Below are 17,861 nucleotides of genomic sequence, written 5' to 3' on the forward strand. Positions count from 1 at the left end.
ACGGCGTCTTACCTGCTTTCTGCCGGAACGTCGGCGAGGACCTGCTCGGCTTCGGCCGCGCCGAGGAGGTTGCCGTGATCCCCGTGCTCGGCGGCGTACGCGGCATAGTCGCCATACTCGCCAGCGAGTAGCCGTGCGGTGAAGTCGGCGTGGGCCCGCGTCATCTCGGCCTCGCGGTCAGGCTTCACCCAGCCGTCGGGAACCTCGGGAGTCGAGTCGCCGGCGCGGGCGGCTTTGACCCACGCCTTGACGTGGGCCGTCTCCTCGGGGATCTGCCGGACGCCTACGTTGTGGGTGGCCGCCCCGATCTTGTGGCCATCGGCGGCATAAAACGCTTCCCATTCGTACTTGCGCAGCACAGCGAACTGCGAGCGATACATCGCACACAACTGCTCAGCGCTCAGCCCAAGCATCACGGCTGCTAGGGCGTCGATCTCCACCAGCGCCATCCGGCGGTCGTACTCGGTGCGCAGTGGGGTGGCCATGGACCAAGCCCTAACGACTTCATTCAACGGGGGGCGAACGGAGACGGTGTCCGTCCAGCGGTCTCTCTGCCAGGCCGACTCGAAGAGCTCCTCCCACAGAGGGGCGTAATCACGGGTCAGACAGTTGAGACGTAGGGTCCGTAGGAGAAGGGGAGTGGTAAGGGGATGGGAAAGCGGGCTGGGGAAGCTCCGTGCTAGCTCGATATTGACCTTGGAGGCGCCGGAGACCTTGACCAGGTAGTCATAGACGAGCGAAGCCCAGAGTCCAGCGACGACGCCGGTGCCACGGTTTGAGCGGAGGGCAAGGGTGTGAACCGCATCTACGTGAGTTGGCCCGGGAGGCAGTAGAGCGGGCTGAAGCGAGCGCTCGGTATTCGACGTGATCATTCTGCGCCATGTCACCCGGAAGAAGTCTCCCGAAGGCACGTTGCCCCAGGACCGCCGTGCCGCGGCGAAGTCCACCTTCGAGCACGCCCGCGCGTAATTGGTACGCGGCACCAAGGTTTCGGGGAGTTCTTCCAAGTCCCAGTCGGTGTAGTCCTTGTTGGATTTGCAGCCCGGGTTGGGCTGCTTGGCGAAGGGGGTGGCTACTGAGAAGTGGGGGCCCTGAAGCACAGCCTCGTCCCAGGAGGCAGGCACGGCGCTGCGCTTTTCGATAATTCCCTTCTCCCTGGAGGTTTTCTCATTCAGTTCGAATGAGAACCAATAGGGGTGATCGTGTAGCCGTTCACCAAAGGCGGCGAGGACTTGAAGAGCTTGGTTGTCCTCCACTGTCACTGGACGTAGCACCCTGGCTTGTTCGGCTGGGGTGTCCGGTTCATCGATGACGGCGGCCCAACTGGCGAGCACACCCCGGTCGACGTGCACGATGCGATCCCTGTGGGGACGGAGGTCCCAGCCCCCCTCGGGAAACTGGATCCCCGGCAGTGGCCCTTCGCCGCTGTGGGTAAAGGAGCCGTCCACGATGGAGGGATGCACGGCGCGGGCGACCTGGAGGAAGCCGATCTCGCGAGGGGGACCATAGACGCTAACCCCGAAGGGCTTGTTATTGTCGACATCTTCGAATAGCAGAATGTTGTTGCCATATTGGAAGTGCCGCCTGAGTCTGGCGTACGTGGAAGCGCGGAAAGCGCCACCCCGGGGGACGGAGAAGTGGTTCTCCTCGTGGATCAACGCAACTGTGCCCTTTTGGCCCATGCTGCGCCAGGTCCGCTCCATGAAGTTCAGATAGAGGTTGGTCCGAAGCCCACTCAACATCGGGTGGTCAACTGCCGAGCCCAGGTGCGCGTCGCTCCCCACCCAGGAAGAGAGGTCGGCGAGGTAGGCCCGCAATACTCCGGGTTCGGCCAGTGCCGTCGCCCGCCGATCTGTTCTAACGTCCTCGGTTGCTTGCTTCTCCAAGCCGAACCAGGCGTCGTACTCTGCTACTGCGAGATCGTCTTTCCACTCGGAGTTGAGCCACGGCGGGTTGCCCACCTGAAGGTCGAAGCCGCCTTGGCTGAAGACGTGCGCGAACTCCAGCTCCCAGTGGAAGAAGCCTTCCCGACGACTGATCGCGTCGATCTCGCTCAGCCAAGGGAAGCGCAGGGCGATCGCTGGCATCTCGGCGCACTGGCTCATCAGCCGGTCGTTGGAGTCGTCCACGGCGAGTTGGTCGAAGTCGCCGGTGTCGCCGAAGAGGCCGAAGAGGTCGTCGTGTCCTGCGGTGCTTGCCTTCTTGATCCCCTTTGCCTTGGCGGCCTTCGCTTTGGCCGGCGGCACACCTAGGACGGCCTCGCAGAAGTCCAGCCATTCGGCCAGGTCCGGGGGCTCAGGTGTGTCGCGCTGGCCCACTGGCCAGAACCAGAGAGCGCACCAGGCGTCCATGACCAGCTTCAGCCGGCCCAGCGGGGCGCCAGGCTCTTTGAGGGCTGCCTCGATCCGCTCCCGTGAGACGGCTCCCGAAGATAGGGGCAGCGGCCGGTCCGGCTCCACCTCCCAAACGGCGATGTCACGGCGAATCTCCTTCTCAGAGATGACGAGCCGCCGCCTGGCCAGCTCCCAGAGACGCTCGACTCTGGTGGCCAGGGTCAGGAGCCGCTTGCCCTGGGTGACACTCGGGGTGGAGGCGGCTCGCTTACGCCACTCGGCAAGCTGATCCCGGTCTTCCTTGGCTAGCTCCTTTGCCTCGCCCGAGTCGGCGACCGCTCCCCATCCCTTTGCCGGGAGCAAGAAATGATGGATCTCCTCGCCGTCCTTGAAGGCGCCTTCGACCATGCCATCCCTCAGCGGGCGGTCGACTGGTGCTGCGGTCAGCCACGCCTTCTTCTTCAGCGTCTCGGCGGCGTACACCGCGCGGCGCGCACCAATGAGGGAGTTACCACGGCGCAGGTGGAGCCCGAACCATGGGGCCTTGAGACCCTCGTGCATCGCGTTGAGCCACAGCGACACCTCGGCCAGCTCGACTGCGGTGTGATTGAGGTCCACGCCGTAGCAGTTGTGGAGGGCCAGGTACGCCTTGACCTTCTGCAGCTCTGCCTCGTACTGGTCCGGCGGCAGCTGCACGTCCTGGCTGCGCTCTACCGAGAGCTCACTCATGCGGCGGCGCAGATACTCGGCGGCGAGCTGGTTGATGGCCTCGTTGAGGAACGCTCCCGAACCGAGGGCCGGCTCGCACACCACCAGGTCCAGGATGTCGCGAGCCTTCGTGATCTCGCCATCCTCGTCGAGCAGCTCGGCCAGAGCGTGCTTGACCGTACTACGGGTGAGTACCTCGGGCGTGTAGTACGAGGCGGAGCGCTGCCGCTCGCGGCCGGAGAGGCGGTAGACGAAGGAGCCCTTCTTGTGCTCGATCCGCCTGGGTACGCCTGTGATCTCGTCGGGGCGCTTGACGAAGACTTCGTCGTCGTAGTTGTCCGCTTCGCGCTGGGGGACGACCCATGTGCCGGCCAGCCCGTCCGAGTCCGGCTTGGCTACCTCGTACAGGTCCTCGGAAGCGAAGAAGCCGGTGTACGACATCAGGCCCTCGTACACCGCGCCGAGTTGGTTGATGCCGAGCTGGGCGTAGGAGATGAAGCCTTTGCCGGTGCCTCGGCTGAGCATGAGGCGGTTCAGCACCCCCCACAGCACCTTGTTGCGCAGCCGGGTGTCGACGCGCTGGCCGTCGATGCGTACCGATCCGATCAGCGGCGTGGCATTCGCGTGGAACAGGTCACTGCGCAGGGACTCGAAGCGGATGCCGTCCGGGGCCAATCCGGTGTCGCTCGGCTCCTGCTCTTCCAAGGCGTGGTGTCCCTGGTCGACGAGACGGAACAGTAGATCCAGCGACTCGTGGAAGTGGAAGCCGTCTTGAGCCTCGTTCGGAAGGTCGTACGAGACGAGTTCACCAAGTCGGCTTAGCCCGTAGCCGTCCTGGTAGGCGTCGTCCTTGCTGGGCAGGATGCCCAGTTCCGGTCGGGCTTCTGCGTACAGCAGGAACAGAATGCGGTACAGGTAGCGCAGTGATTCGCGGGTGAGTCGGTTGGCGAGTTCGCTGCTGTCGCCGAGCTCGGAAGGGTCGCCATCCTGATCGTGGATGCGGTCCAGGATCTCCTGGGCGATCAGTTCGACGGACTGTCGCAGGCCCTCCCGCAGCTCTTTCGAGACGCCGACGGCGTGTTTGCGGCCCTTGTCGACGAGGTTGTCCAGGAATCCAGCGGCGCCGCCTTCTGTCAGCAGGGACTCCGCACCGAACAGGGCTGAGACGGCTTCCAGTTCGCCGCCGTCGGCGGCCAGGTTGCGGTCGAGCGCGGCGTCGATGCTGACGCCCAGGAATCGGCCCTCGTGCCACGCGGTGCGGTCGGCGAGCAGCACTGCACCGCCGGCGAGCAGGAGTACGAACCTGGGCGCGTAGGCGTCCTCGCTGCCGAAGAGGAAGGTGACGGCGTCCGCCGCACTGGTGATCTCGTTTCTGCCGTCGAGGGCGATGGGCGCGAGCAGCTGCGCGCCGCCGTCTTCGACGTCGGAGGCGACGAGTTCGGCGTCCGTGCTCCAGGTGACGTCCAGCGCGATCAGCTCGACACCCCCAGGCCCCTTCACCGCGAAGGCGACAGGGACTTCCCGGGGCTTGTCACTGTGCATGACCTCGAAGACACCCCGCTGGACCCTGGCGTGGGTGTCGTCCTCGCGCTCTGGAGGCTCGTCTCCACGGGGAATGTATGCGAGCGCGGCGAGCAGACCGTCGTTGAGCTTGCGCAGCTCGGATCCGCCGAAGTCGTCCTTCTCGGTGATGCGGACCTTGGCCTTGAAGTAGTCGCGGCCCAGGTTCCTCACGCCGGAGCGGGACGTGGGTGCTCCGGCCCGGTCCGCTGCAGTCCAGCGTTTGCGCAGGTCAGCGAGGTCCTTGGCGAAGAGCTCGGCGAGGTAGTGGGCGGAGATGTACTCACCGCGGTTGATGATCGCTTCGAATGCCACGGTGGTCACGCACCCTTCTGGTCACTGGCTGCGGCGGCAGGGACGAGGACCCCGATCACGCGGATCATCGAATCGCCCTGGGTGGCGAGCTGCTCGATCAGCTGCTCGACCTCTATTGCGGTGGTCTCCACCCGCTGTTCCTCATGCTCGCGTCGGATGCCGAGGGTGAGCTGCTCAAACGTCGACTGGCTCGCCTTGCGCCACGCTGCCAGGCGCTTCTCATACTCGGCCAGTTGCTCGATCAGCGGTTCTTCCTGGCTGCTACGTAGCGTGAGCAGGTGCTGCCGTGTGGCCTCGACCGCCCGTGGCACCAGGGCACGCAGGGCATCGATGTCCCCGGCGAAGGGCCGGTTCAGCATCTTCGGCTTCACGCCGGCGCGCTCCAGGACACCAACCAGATCGTCATCGAACACGGGGCTGCCGTACTCCAGTCCGGTCACGCAGGACCAGGCGAGGACTGTCGGGTGACCCTTGGCGTTGGAGTACATGCCCTGCATCAGGAACACCGGCCCGGGGACGTTGGCCGTGATGACTGGCGCGGCGTTGCGGGTGAGCCGGACCAGGACCTTGTCGGTGAGCCACTCCACCACCGGGTGCTGGTCGGTGAGGTAGCTGACGTCGGGCCAGCCGGACGTCTCGCGCCGCTCCTGCTTCGTGATCGCGCCCTTGCTCCTCTCGCCGCTGCGCTCGCGGGCGCGGTCCAGGCGCTGCTGAGCGAAACCGGGGTCGAAGGTGACCCTGAGCTTGTCGAGCACTCCGCGCTCGTCCAGGTAGGTCTGCGGAAGGACGAGAAGGCGTCGCTGTAGTTCGCGGTCTGGGGCGAAGGAGAGCATCTCGGGATGGTCCTTGTCCCACGCCTTCCCGATCTTCTCCTCGGGGTTGCCATAGACCTCGTCGAGCGCCTCCTCGACGAAGGCTCGTGTCGAGGCGAACAGCTGCGGTACGCGGTAATGGGCCCCCGACCCGTCGACGGTGTGGTGCGCCATGAAGAGGTTGAAGGGGTCGATCGGCTGTGCGGGGACGATCTCGTCGAACATCCTCCCGTCCGCGAGTCCCGACTTGATCGCGGTCTCTTCCGCCTCCTCGTCGCGCAGCCCGAGGATGGAGGCGGCCTCACCGAGCGTGCGGTGGACCTCGTCCTCGCGCTCCAGCAGCCGCCGCGAGACCAGTCGGTCGGCGGAGGGCACGTCGGGGTCCTCGTCCTGGCGGACCAGGAGCAAGGCTCGGACCTCTGGGGACGTCTGCTGGCCGTACCGGTCGATACGGCCGTTCCGCTGCTCGATGGTGATCAGCGACCAGGGCAAGTCGTAGTGGATCATCTGGTGGCACTGGCGGTGCAGGTTGACGCCCTCAGAGGCGATGTCACCCGTGAGCAGGACTCGCAGCTCGCTGTCCGCCAGGCCGAAGTCCTTCACGGTCCGCTGCTGCTCGTCATCGGGCCGGCCGCCGTGCAGCTGGCGGATAGCCCCGCGCCCCTTTTCGTCGCTCACCTCGAAGCCGAGCTCACCGGGCAGGGCCTCATGGAGCATCTGCAAGGTGGCGCGGCGCTCGGAGAAGACGACGACGCGCTTGTCGGACCCCGGCCCGATCCCCATGCCCTTCAGCTCGTCGACCAGGCGGCGGAACTTCGCCGCGTCCTCCACTGTGGCCTCGCCGGCGAGCTGGCCCAGCCGCGTCAGCGCCGATCGCTCTGCGGCGCGCTGCGCACCCTTTTCCGGGTGTTTCTGTGCGTCCTCGTCGATGCGCTCAATCCGGTTCTTCACCGTCTCGGCCAACGCCTTGTGCGAGGAGAGGAAGGCTTTCAGGAGCGTATACGGGAACAGTCGGGCGCCCTTGCCGCTCACCGGAGCCGACTGGCCTGCTTCCGGCCTGATCCAGACGTCGTACAGCTCCTCGAAGATCTTCTGTTCCGTGGGGTTTGCGACGCAGTCGAAGGCCACTGGCGGCTTGCGGGTGGCCCACTTGTGGCCGATCTCCGCCGAGACGTCGGGGGACATCTTGTGCCGACGGACGTACAGGTGGTCGAGCTGAGTCTCGTCGTAGTCGCTGGTGTCGGGGATGGCGGTCGGGTCGAGCAGGCTCAGCAGCTCACCGAACGACTCGCGCTGACCGTTGTGGGGTGTGGCGCTGGCGAGGATCAGGGCGTCGGTCCTCGGGGCGAGCAGCCCTGCGAGCCGGTTGTTCTTGGTCCCGGTGTTGATCAGCTTGTGTGACTCGTCGATGACCACGGCGTCCCAGGCGACCTGCATGAGGTGGCTGCGCCAGCGGTCAGAGCGCAGGGTGTCGATGGAGATGATCGCGCGCTTGTAGTACGAGAAGGGGTTGCGGCCGGCCGGGATGTTTTGGCGGATGCGCTCGATGCCGGTCGAGTCCAGGCGTACGAGGGGGATCGCGAAACGCGTCCACAGCTCGTGCTGGAACTGCTCCAGGATGTGCTTGGGCGTGACGACGAGGATGCGCTCGCCCCTGCCCCGGCGGATGAGCTCCGACAGCAGCAGCCCGATCTCCAGGGTCTTGCCCAGTCCGACTGCGTCGGCGATGAGCAACCTCGGGCGCAGACCGCGCAGGGCCGCTCTGGCGGGCTCGCGCTGGTAGGCGAGGTTGTCGAGGAGGTGTGTGCCGACGGTGGCGAGCCGTTGTTCGGACAGCGGAAGCGGGGTCTTGCGGATCAATGCGTCGATGAAGAGCCGGGAGCGGCGGCACTCCGGGGAGTCGTCGACGACGAGGTCCGTGTCCTCGGGCCGCAGAGGGGTGACCCGATCCAGGGATTCGTGGGCGAAGAAGACAGCTCGCTGGTCGCGCACGAGCGGGGAGATGCCGCGGACGTCCAGGCGCGTGCCGTCGTGCAAGGTCTCGGACACCTCGACGACCAGCCAGTCCTCGTCCCGTGCACGGACCTGCATGCCCGCGGCGAATTTGGCTGTGCCTGCGGAGCTGGTCACCGGGTTCCCTCTTTCGGTCACTGTCTATTGCCTTGTCGTGCTCTACTACCGATCCCGCTGTGCACCAGGCGGAATCAGCCGCCGAAGTCAGATCGCCGGTCGCGGATTTTTCCGCGCCAACGGTCAGCCCAGGGGGCGCCCCCGCCACTGGACGCGCCGGCGACGGCAGGTTCAGCGGGCGATACCTCGTCCCCGAGCTCCGGACCCTCAAGACCCTCCTGAGCCGACACTGGCTCAGGAGGATTCGGCGGCACCGGAGGCGCACCTTCCACCTGCAGCACGTCCGTGAGGAACGCGCCGGGCAACGGCGGGTAAAGCGGACCACTGACCGGCACGGCATGCTCGAGCAGCCGGTCCATGGCTGCCTCCAGCACACTGTGGGCGGTCGGCCTGTCCTCCGGAGAGTAGGACAAGGTACTGACAATCAGCCCTCGCAGGCTCTCGGGCAGGCCCGAGAGATCGGGAGGAACGTCCAGTATCCGCTGTACCGGAATATCGGCGTAAAACGGGGGGTGCCCAGTCGCCGCATGCACGAGCGTCGCGCCCAGGCTGTACACGTCCGCGGCTTCGCTCGCCTTGCGGGAGTCCATGGCCTGCTCCGGCGCCATGTACACGAGGGTGCCGACCGGCACGTCGCCGGATGTGAGGCCGGTCGCACCTCCGACATGGCAGACGCCGAAGTCGATCACACGAGTGCCCTGTGTGGTGACGAGCACGTTGCTGGGCTTCAGGTCGCGGTGGAGAAGCCGGACAGAGTGGATGTGAATCAGAGCATCGGACAGACTTGCGGCCAGCCACCACGCCCCGAGCTCACTCACGGCGCCATGCTGGTTCAGCAGTACATCGAGCGAGGGTGCGTGGACGTACTCGGTGGCGATCCAGGGCTGCTCCGCGTCCGGGTCAGCGTCCACGAGCGCCGCGGTGTGGAATCCACCGACACGCCGGATCGCCTCCAGCTCCTGGGCGAACCGCTGACGGAAGTACGGCTGGTCTGCCAGCGCCGGCTTGATGACCTTGATCGCCACGGGGCGGGGGCTGCGGTATCCGAGGTAAACGACGCCCATGGCGCCCTGGCCGAGACGCTGGGTCAGTCGGAAGCCCGCGATTTCTCGGGGGTCGTTCTCCCGCAGCGGCTCGAACACCATCGCCCCCCGTTCCGCGACCGGGCAGATGAAGGCGAATGCGCCGGACGCGATGCGTCACACGTCAACAACGCTGAGGTTATCAGCGTCACGGGCTACCTCTTGTGCCTCGCTGGATCTTATCCGCGACTCATATGACCAATCGGCCAGGAGTGTGTCGGCGACCGCCTCCTCGTAGACAGCACGGTTCTCCCTTTCCATGACCTCTGCGAGCTCTGGCTCCCAGCAGGTGTCCTGCCGCCTTCCGCTCAGCCGGACTTGGTCGCTGTCGGCGCGAACACCGCTGAGGTAGTCCGCAGCACTCATTCGCCAGGGTTTGGCGTGATAGCGGATACGGAGCTGATTCGTCATGTCGATGCCGGGCCAGTCGAAGTCCCCGTGGTAGAGCAAGGTGCCACCGGCTTCGACGACCAACCGCGCCAGCCGGTGAAAGGCGGTCGAGGGGCGTCCCTCGGTGCAGATCAGCGGCGGGCTGCTGGCACCGAGCTCACCAGCGGCGCGGCGGAGCACGGCCGGATTCTCGCAGACGTACACCGTTGGCAGGTTCACGGCGATCGGAAGGGTGATGAGCTGGTGGAGGGTGATGTGGAATGGAGTGCCGTAGTGGGCGGCGTCGGTGAGCCACTGGCCCAGCCCCTGGCCGGTCGCAGGGAGGTTCAGGACGAGGACACGGCTGGCCAGGTCGTCGACGATGACGTCGAAGGCGTCCCACAAATCGCGCCGACTTTCGGCCCCTGATCCGAGTGGGACTCCGCGTGCCATGGCCAAGGCCCGCAGGACCAGTGTCGGCAGAGAGCCGCGGCCGGGGTTGAGGGCCTTGGTGTCTCCTGTGGTGGTGTCGGCCAAGACGGGCAGCATGATCGGTGGAGCGTCGCTTGGCCGGTTGTAGAGGTGTTCCAGGACGCGGACGGCCTGCCTGAAGAGGTGGGTGTCCTTCTTATTGATCAGTGCGGTGATCGTGCCGTCGGATGCGAGGCCGGCCAGCCACTGCCGGTACCAGGCATGCTCGGCATGCAGCGGGCTGGCCTCGCCCTCAGCAACGATCCTCTGCCGGGCCTGATCGAGCACGGTCCGCTCATCGGCCCGAAAACGCAGCTCGGGGCCGATCCGTTCCAGGACGTCGCGGAGCGACATGCCCGTGACGTTGCGGACGCTCTCCTCCAATGCTCCGAGGGGGATGGTGATGCGGCGGACATCGGCCGACCGGTACGTACCGGTGATGCCGATGACAGCGGTGCGTTCGGCCGAGGTCGGGTTGGCCAGGCCGATGGAGCCCTTGACCTCGCCGCCGTTGCGCTCGAGCGAGCGCCGGGCAGCAGCCAGGAGCCGGCGGAACTCGGGGGCCCGGTAGCGCTCGTATGCCTCTGTCGATCCGGTCATTCTGTCTCCTCGACCTTGTTGTTCGTCGGCTCGTCCTCGTGGATGTCCGCGAGCAGTCCTGCCCCTGCGGGAACGTGCCGACGGGGCGCGAAGCCAAGGAGTTCGGCGGCAAGATCGTCGGATCCGGGGTACTCGAGGTCATCGAGGATCTGTTCGCCGTCCCAGACCAGCAGCATGGCGGAGACGGTGTGGGACGCCTCGTCGTGCTTCATGTCGTAGTGGGAGATCTGCGGCACGTCAGGGTAGGTGATCCACAGGTCGTAGCCCGTCATGAAGAGGTCGAGGTCGAACTTGGCCGTGAGGGCGAGCAGGTCGGGGCGGTACTTCTCGTCAATGCCGGCGAAAGCTTCGTCGAGGGCGATCAGCCGCGGGCAGGTGGGGTAGGCGGAGCTGTACTGCGCATGGGCGGCTGCGAAGAGCGGAAGGTGGATGGAGGCGGACTTCTCGCCGCCGGACATCACGCTGTGCTTGGCCTTGGTGAGCAGTTCTCCCTTCTTCCGCTCCTCTTCGCTCATGCCCGGCCGGAACAGCCGGAGTTCGAACTTGCGCCAGGCGCGATAGTCCAGAACCTCAGCGATCACTTGCTGGTAGCTCCTCTTCTTGTCGGCAGCAGCCCTCGCGCGGATCTGGCTGCGCAGGTGGGAGCGGAGCTCGGCCAGTCCTGCCGGTCCGAGACCGGAGGCGTCCTTGTCGAGCAGTTTGTTGACGGCCTGCTGGGAGTCGGTGAGTGCGTCGGAGGTGATCCAGTTGATGCCCACGGTGGTACCGGAGGACATCGGCTTGGAGCGGGTATCGGCGTCCATGCTTTTGACCAGGTCGCGGGCGGCGACGGTGCGATCATGGATTTGCTCGGCCAGCCCGGTCAGGAGTCCGTCCTCCAGGACGGTCCGTTCCCTGTCTTCCAGCAGTACGCTCTGATCGGCGAGCTGTTCGGCCAGGCGACGGGCGAAGTCCGTTACGGGGGCGGGGCCTTCGCTGTCGGTGACCCGGGCCAGGATGATGTCACCGGCCGGCTCCCACTCGAAGAGGTAACCCTGATCAGATTCCAGCAGGGCTGCCTCCAGCGCGGTGATAGCGCTAGAGATCTTGGATGTCACGGTCTTCAGGAGGCTCGAGGTGATCGGTCGGCCCCGGGTCGCCTCATCGAGCGCGTTGACCAAGGAAGCGACGGATGCGGGGACGACGCTCTGGGCGGCTTCGATGCCCGTGAGGGGAATGCCGGGCGAGGTCAGGCTGTCCATGAGGGCCTGGACTGCCTGCTCGGGGCTCGGCCACATGTCGTGGGGCAGCCAGATGGTCTCGGCGTTCGCTTCCAGGAGGCCGAGAAGGTCGGGCCGGGCATATGGCTCCAGCGTGAGCGTGGTGCGCACCTGCTCCGCCACGGCCGTGGCGAGTGCGGTACGGCCGAACTCCAGGGCATGGTCAGCCTTCAGAAGCCGGTCTCGATGCTCTTCCGCGTCCTTCTTCGCACGGTCGTACGTCTTCTGCGCCGTGGTGAGCTGCTCCTCCGCGTCCGTGATCTGCTGCAGAATCTCCTGCAGAGGAGCTTCGAGCGTCGCTTCCTGGGTGCGCAGACGTTCCTCCTGAACGGCGAACGCATCCCTACGCGCCTGTAGCGCCTCAGCCTGCTCTGAGCAGGACTCGGTCTGCGCTTCGGTGATCTCCTTGCGGCCGGCGATGTCGCGCTCGGCCGCATCGGCCTGCTCACGGCAGGCGGAGAGCGCCTTGCCGGCGTCGGCGAAGTCGTCGATGGCCTGCGCGACGTTGTCCAGTTCCTCACGAAGCGTAGGCAGCCGTGCGGCTGTGGCAGCATGCCGAAGCTGCCGATTCTTCTCATGGGCGCGCGCAATCGCCCCGTCGAGCCGCTTGCGGGCTTCGGAGAGGCGGCGGCGTGCGCCAGCGGCCTTCTCCGCCACCACCGCCACCTGACCCACCGCCTGGATGATCGGTTGGGTGCGCGGGAGCTCATGCCGGGCGCGGTCGAAGTCGTCGCATGCTTCCTGCGCGTGCCTCTGCTGCTCTTCGATGCCGGCGAGCTGAGCTTCCAGGACGGCGATGGATTCTTCGAGCAGGCGCAGCCGCTCGCGCCGGCGGGCGGCTCGTGCCGTGGCCCCGATGTACTCCGGCTGATCCTTAGGATGCGCACCGACCTGGATGCCGAGGCAGAAGTGCGAGCCGGTCGTGACCGCAGGAGCGCGCAGCGCGCCGTCCGTCGCAGGGACGTCGTCCGTTACGGCGACGGACGCCAGGACAGCCTGTACGGCCGCGGCGGAGACGAGCTGCTGATCTTCGACGACCAGTACGTCGGCCAGGGTGCGTCCGGTCGGCCGCTGCGCGGGAGGCAGTGGGCGCAGATAGGCGTCGCCGAGCTTGTCGTGCAGTGCCTGGTCGGTCAGCGCAAGGTCGGGGTGCAGCCAGGCGGTGAGCAGGCCGGCCGCGTACAGGGCGCCCTCCACCGCAGCCGCATGATCGTTGGGAACATCCTCGGCGAACCGCACAAGCTGCCACAACGGCGCACCGGGCCGCGCATCGCGGCTGGCGGGGCGCAGGTCACTGGGCGGGGGCGCGTCGTCGCCTTCCGCTGCCACGGTGTCGCGCTCTGCTCGCCTGGATCGCAGGGCCTCCGCGACGTCGCTGTACTCCCGCTTCAAGTTCTCGACGCGGGCCAGAGCACTGGTGCGGCGCTGGTCGGTGAGAGAACGAAACTCCTCCGGCAGCGAGGCCGCTTCGGGTTCCCCCACCGCGGCGATGGCAGTACGCAGTACGTCACCGTCGGCGGCGACCAAGACCGCGGTGTCATCACTGCCGCTCCAGCGGCTGATGAACTCCTCCAGCTCCTGGTCGGCCGTGGCGCGGACGATCTCGAGCTTCTCAGCTGCTGCGGCGGATTGCCGCTCGGTCTCGGTCAGCTCACCGCTCGCCGCGTCAGCGTGCTCCTGCTCGCGCTCCTGGTCCTTCGCGGCGTTCTCGGACGCGCTGAGGTGGACGCGTACGTCCTCCACTTCGCTGCGACGCGCGGCAACCCGGCCTGCCACGTCCGTGTCCAGATCGGCACCGAGATCCAGTGTGTCGTCGTCGTGCAGGACGCCGCAGCGGCGCGCCGCGTCCATGAGACTGTGGGTATGCCGAGAAGCGGCCTTGCGTAGCTCATCGTGTCTCAGGAGAGCCCGCTCAGCCTCCCCTTTGAGGGCAGCCAAGCCCTCCTGGGCCCGGTTGAGGTGGCGGCCACTCTCCGCGATGCCCTGGCGCTCGTTGCGTACGCGATCGCGCAGCTCCTCGAGACCGTTCTGTTGCTTGATAGCGTCGTGGTTCTTGTACTCGGCCAGGCTCGCGCTGAGCTCATTGCACCGGCGTTCGGCGGTATCGCGCTCATGCTGTGAGGAGGCCAGCTGCCGCTCGGCGGTGCGGTGGTCCTCCGCCGCCTCCATGATCGTCTCGCACTGCGCGGCTGTGTCCTGAATGCGCCCGGTGACCTGGTCCACGCGGTCACGGGCATGGGCGCGCAGATAACCGGTGTATTCACGCAGGAAGGTCCGGACCGCGGTGTCCGCCCCCGTCAGTGCGTTGAGGAGCGCTTGGATCTCGGCGAGGTTCTCGAAATCGCGGGCGGCCTGCAGGATGAGGTCCTCGTCGACGGGACGCAGGCCGGCGGTGAGGGTGTCGGACACCTTGACCGGGTCGAGGTCCTTGGCCAGCAGAGGACGCCGTAGCTGGAGCAGAAGGTTGACCAGCTGGTTGTAGCGCTCGCGGCCCAGCCCGAACAGCCGGTCATCGATCGCCTCCCGGTACGCCTCCGCCGTAGCGTAGGTGGCTCCTTCACCCAGGAGCTTCTTCAGAGCGTTCTCCCGCAGCGGGCGCGAGGCGGCGTCCAGCAGGCCGAAGTCGATGCCGACACGGCCGTCGGTGACGAAGAAGAAGCGGGCCGGCGTGGACATCGGCTTGGTCACCCGCATGCCGATCCCCACGGTGACGGCTTCGAGGACCTCTCCGTCGGGTGCGGTGCGGGCGAACTCCATCCACACATAGCCGTATGCGGACTCCTGCCCTTTGTAGAGCAGGTTCGACTTCATGGTGCGCTCCTCGCCGCTAAACGGATCGAGACGCCTCGCGTCGAGGACACCGTCCAGGACCAAGGGGAAGAGAACCTCCAGGGCCTTGGTCTTGCCGGAACCGTTGTGCCCGCGCAGGACCAGGCGTCCGTCGGCGAAGACGAACTCCTCGTCGGTGTAGTCCCATAGGCCGATCACTCCGGCGCGGGTGGGCTTGAAGCGGACCTCCGACCGGTCAGCGGTGCGGGAGTGAGGGATGAGCGTCATCGAAAGGTTTCCTCAGTGGGGAAGTCAAGAGCGAACTGGCCGTCGTGCGCGGGGCGCGGTAGGACGGCGGTGATATTGCGGTAGCGGCCGGCCGCGGGCCGGACCAGAATCCCGCCGGGGACGATGTGGACCAGGCGCAGGTCCGCCAGGAGCGCGACCGCCTCCGCCAGTAGCCCGCCGGGATCGGCCTGCCACTTGTTGGTGAAGGACGAGGGGCCGAACTCCTCATAGAGCTCGGTGATCATCTGCTCCAGCGTGCCGTGTTCCACGAAGGGCAAGCCCGTCTGCCCCTCATGCTCCGGGGAGTCCGGATCGGCCTCGGCCGCGTGCTCGCCAGCATCCGCGTGCGGGTCGTGCGCCAAGGCTTCGAGCGTGCCCGCCTGCGGCAGGGCCATATCGATGCGGCTGAGCAGGACTGCGTGTTCCTCTCCTGGATCGGTGGGCAGGAGGTAGTGAAGGCTGCTGGCCCGGTCCGGGTCTTCCCGCAGGTCCGCGATCTTCGCGAGTATCAGCCCGGCAGTCCGGTTGACGGCTCCGCCGCGGCCGGGGAACCGCTTGTCCGTAAAGTGCCCTGTGGTGTCTACGAGCATGATGCCCTCGGCCCGGCGCTCGACAGGCAACCCGGTAAGCCGTGCGATGTCCTCGGCCAGGGTGGGCTGGCGCAGTGCTATCGCGGTCTCCGCGTCGGTGTCGCTGAAGTAGACCACCGGGTACTCGATCAGCAGCCGACGGGCTCGCTGGGCAGCAAAGCGGCGACGGGGGTCGCGCCCGGTGCCGGCGGTCGGAGTGTCCAACAGCCCAGCAGCGCTGACCAGGTGCTGCAGCGGTTTGTTCGGCCGGAAAAGCGCCGCGCAGGTGTCGTGGTCGATGTCGAACAGCGCGTCCCCGCGGTCGTGGTCACGGGCCCAGTCCTCCATGGAGCCATCGGAGATCCGCAGTGCACCCCGGTCGACGAGCCAGTCCATCACGTCAACGACCGCGTCCTTGTGACCTGGTGCGGTCGCATCGAAGCCCAAGTGCTCGATCGTGTTCGCGGACGGCGTGAGCAGTTTGACGAGATCGGCGAGGTTGATCTCGACGCGCGACCTGTGCAGGCAGGCCAAGATCAGACAGAGGTAGGCCAGCCGCCGCCGGTCGAAGGGTCGCTTGCTCTTCACCGTGAGGAACGCCTGGCTGGCGTCGAAGGCGTCCAGCCGCCGCAACAGCCGTGCGTGACGGGCGCTGGTCTGCAAGGAGTAGCCGAACAGGTCACGGAAGTCCTTGGCCAGTTCGTCGGCCCATTGCAGCACCAGCGCAAGCGCCTTGGCCCGCGGGTAGCTCTCGGTGACGATGCCATGCAGCAGCATGAGCCGGGCCGCTTGCTGGTACGAGCCAAGGTCTGCGGTCTCCACGGAGGCGGCTACGCGATGGGCGGGCATCAGGTTTTCTCCGTTCGGCTTCGGCGCATCGCACCGTGGGGCTTGATCTCCAGGGCGAAGCCGGGCAGGTGCAGCGTGCCGGTCTCGGTCCGCAGCTGGCTGCCGCGCTCGTTCGGGATCAGGCGCAGCGTCAGGACGTCGCTGCTGCCGGTGCCGGAACGCAGTCGGCCCGCGACGACCGTTCGCACCTGCAGGGCACGGGTTAGCAGCTTGAGCACGGCGCGGGTCTCCGCCTCGTTCAGCACCCGGTCGTGCGGCCCATGGTCCAGGAGATCCTTCGCGGCCTCCCGGTCCGCGGCCCGATCCGCCAACTGCTGCTCACGTAGCCGGGCATGGGCACCACGGCGGGTACGGACCGGTTGCGGGCCACCCGGTGCTGGCCGCTTGCCGTGCCGGAACAGGCTGATGCTGACCTCTACACCAGGCGCATCCCACCACGTCGTCCGCGGCGAGATCTGGTCATCGTCGTCGTGGGCACCCGATAGATGACGTACCGAGCGCAGGTCGAAGGCGGCGGACACCAGCGCGTTCGCCGCCTGCTCATCCGGCGCAGCCGCCGCCCAGGCGGCAAGATGCCGGAGCTGGGTGGTCCGGCTCACCCCACCTCGACGTGACTCCGTCACCTGCCGCAGTAGGGCGATGACCCCCGAAATAGCCGTGCGGGTAGCGCCTTGCAGATGGGCGGCCTTGGTCTCCCCAGGGCCGTCCGCCAAGAACCATTGGCGCAGCCCGATCCAGCGCCGCCGCCAGTCCTCCAGTCGGGCGGAGGGCCGCATCATGGGCCGCTCATCCACTGCGGCGGCCCGCTCCAGCAGGGTCTCGACCCCGGTGTCTTCCACTTCGTACACGGCCTCGGCCAGGCGTGGCGCGTAGCGCTCCAGTTCCGCTGTGAACTCACTCATGTGTGCCAGCAGCGCGTGCTTGTAGCGCAGGAACGTCTCGGGAGAGACATCCGTCGTGCGCGCCACGTCGTTCAGGGTCAGATAGAAGCGCGCCGCCCGCTGGGTCATGTCTTCCAGCACGCTGTCGAGGCGTGCGAGCTTGCGGTACACCTCGTCCCGGTCGCCTTCCCGGTTCGCTGTCGCCAGCGCCTTGAAGTCCGTCAGGATGTCGGCGAAGACCAGCCGCGACAGGTTCGCGTCCTGTACGCGGGAGCCGATGACCTCCTCCACCGCGCGGTAGACGCGGTAGCCGATCTCCGTGAACTGGTAGACCGATTGCCGGTTCCGGTATGCGGCAAGATTGCCGCACCGCAACGGATCTTCCACTCGATAGAGGACCTGCTCGTCGTCCGAGGAGAGGTTGTCGAGCATGCCCCGCAGATTCAGATCCGCAGCAGACGGTACCTCGTCGTGCTCTGTGGCGAGCTCCTTCAACGTGTTCGCCACGTCGTCAGGGTGAACCTGTAACTGGTGTACCGCTCGCAGTACGTTCATCGCACGCAGCACCCACAAATATGCGACAGGATCATCGCGCTGCGTGAAGTTGAACAGTCGCAGGCGGTCGCCCACCGTCAATGAATCAAGATCGAATGACTCGGAGACTCCAGAGTCATCACGCTGCAACACCTGTGCCCCCTCGGCTGGCTACACACTGCGGCATACCCTGGCAGGTGCCACTGACAATCGGCTTGCGAACGGGAGATGACGCTGCCCTGCAGCGTTGCGGCAGGGGTGAGGCCGGGCCCGCGGCTGAGGGTCGAGCGGTGCTTCGCGTGGTCCCGACGGATGTCGGCGCAACAAGCGGG

At 66.7% G+C, this 17,861-nt stretch carries 7 protein-coding genes; all 7 read right to left on the bottom strand.

The genetic code is table 11. From position 1 onward, the window contains the following. Window positions 1-8 precede the first annotated feature (8 nt). Entirely contained in the window at window positions 9-4,925 is a 4,917-nt protein-coding gene (locus ACLQ2N_RS33510) for an Eco57I restriction-modification methylase domain-containing protein (protein WP_425819145.1), read from the bottom strand. Then, window positions 4,922-7,858, bottom strand: coding sequence for a DEAD/DEAH box helicase (locus ACLQ2N_RS33515; protein WP_425819147.1), 2,937 nt, complete (start codon window positions 7,856-7,858; stop codon window positions 4,922-4,924). The genes ACLQ2N_RS33510 and ACLQ2N_RS33515 overlap by 4 nt, the downstream gene beginning before the upstream one ends. Before the next feature lie 74 nt (window positions 7,859-7,932). Beyond that, window positions 7,933-9,003, bottom strand: coding sequence for a serine/threonine-protein kinase (locus ACLQ2N_RS33520; protein ID WP_425819149.1), 1,071 nt, complete (start codon window positions 9,001-9,003; stop codon window positions 7,933-7,935). 54 nt (window positions 9,004-9,057) lie between these two features. Further along, entirely contained in the window at window positions 9,058-10,380 is a 1,323-nt protein-coding gene (locus ACLQ2N_RS33525; protein ID WP_425819150.1) for a TIGR02679 family protein, read from the bottom strand. Then, window positions 10,377-14,696 carry an SbcC/MukB-like Walker B domain-containing protein gene (locus ACLQ2N_RS33530; RefSeq protein ID WP_425819152.1) on the bottom strand — a complete coding sequence of 1,440 codons (4,320 nt, stop codon included), beginning with the start codon at window positions 14,694-14,696 and terminating at the stop codon, window positions 10,377-10,379. Before ACLQ2N_RS33530 ends, ACLQ2N_RS33525 begins: the two co-directional genes overlap by 4 nt. Further along, window positions 14,693-16,114 carry a DUF2398 family protein gene (locus ACLQ2N_RS33535; RefSeq protein ID WP_425819154.1) on the bottom strand — a complete coding sequence of 474 codons (1,422 nt, stop codon included), beginning with the start codon at window positions 16,112-16,114 and terminating at the stop codon, window positions 14,693-14,695. The genes ACLQ2N_RS33530 and ACLQ2N_RS33535 overlap by 4 nt, the downstream gene beginning before the upstream one ends. Further along, entirely contained in the window at window positions 16,114-17,682 is a 1,569-nt protein-coding gene (locus ACLQ2N_RS33540) for a TIGR02677 family protein (RefSeq protein ID WP_425819156.1), read from the bottom strand. Before ACLQ2N_RS33540 ends, ACLQ2N_RS33535 begins: the two co-directional genes overlap by 1 nt. Window positions 17,683-17,861: the final 179 nt, after the last annotated feature.

Source organism: Streptomyces sp. DT224 (assembly GCF_049844595.1).
Classification (GTDB): Bacteria; Actinomycetota; Actinomycetes; order Streptomycetales; family Streptomycetaceae; genus Streptomyces.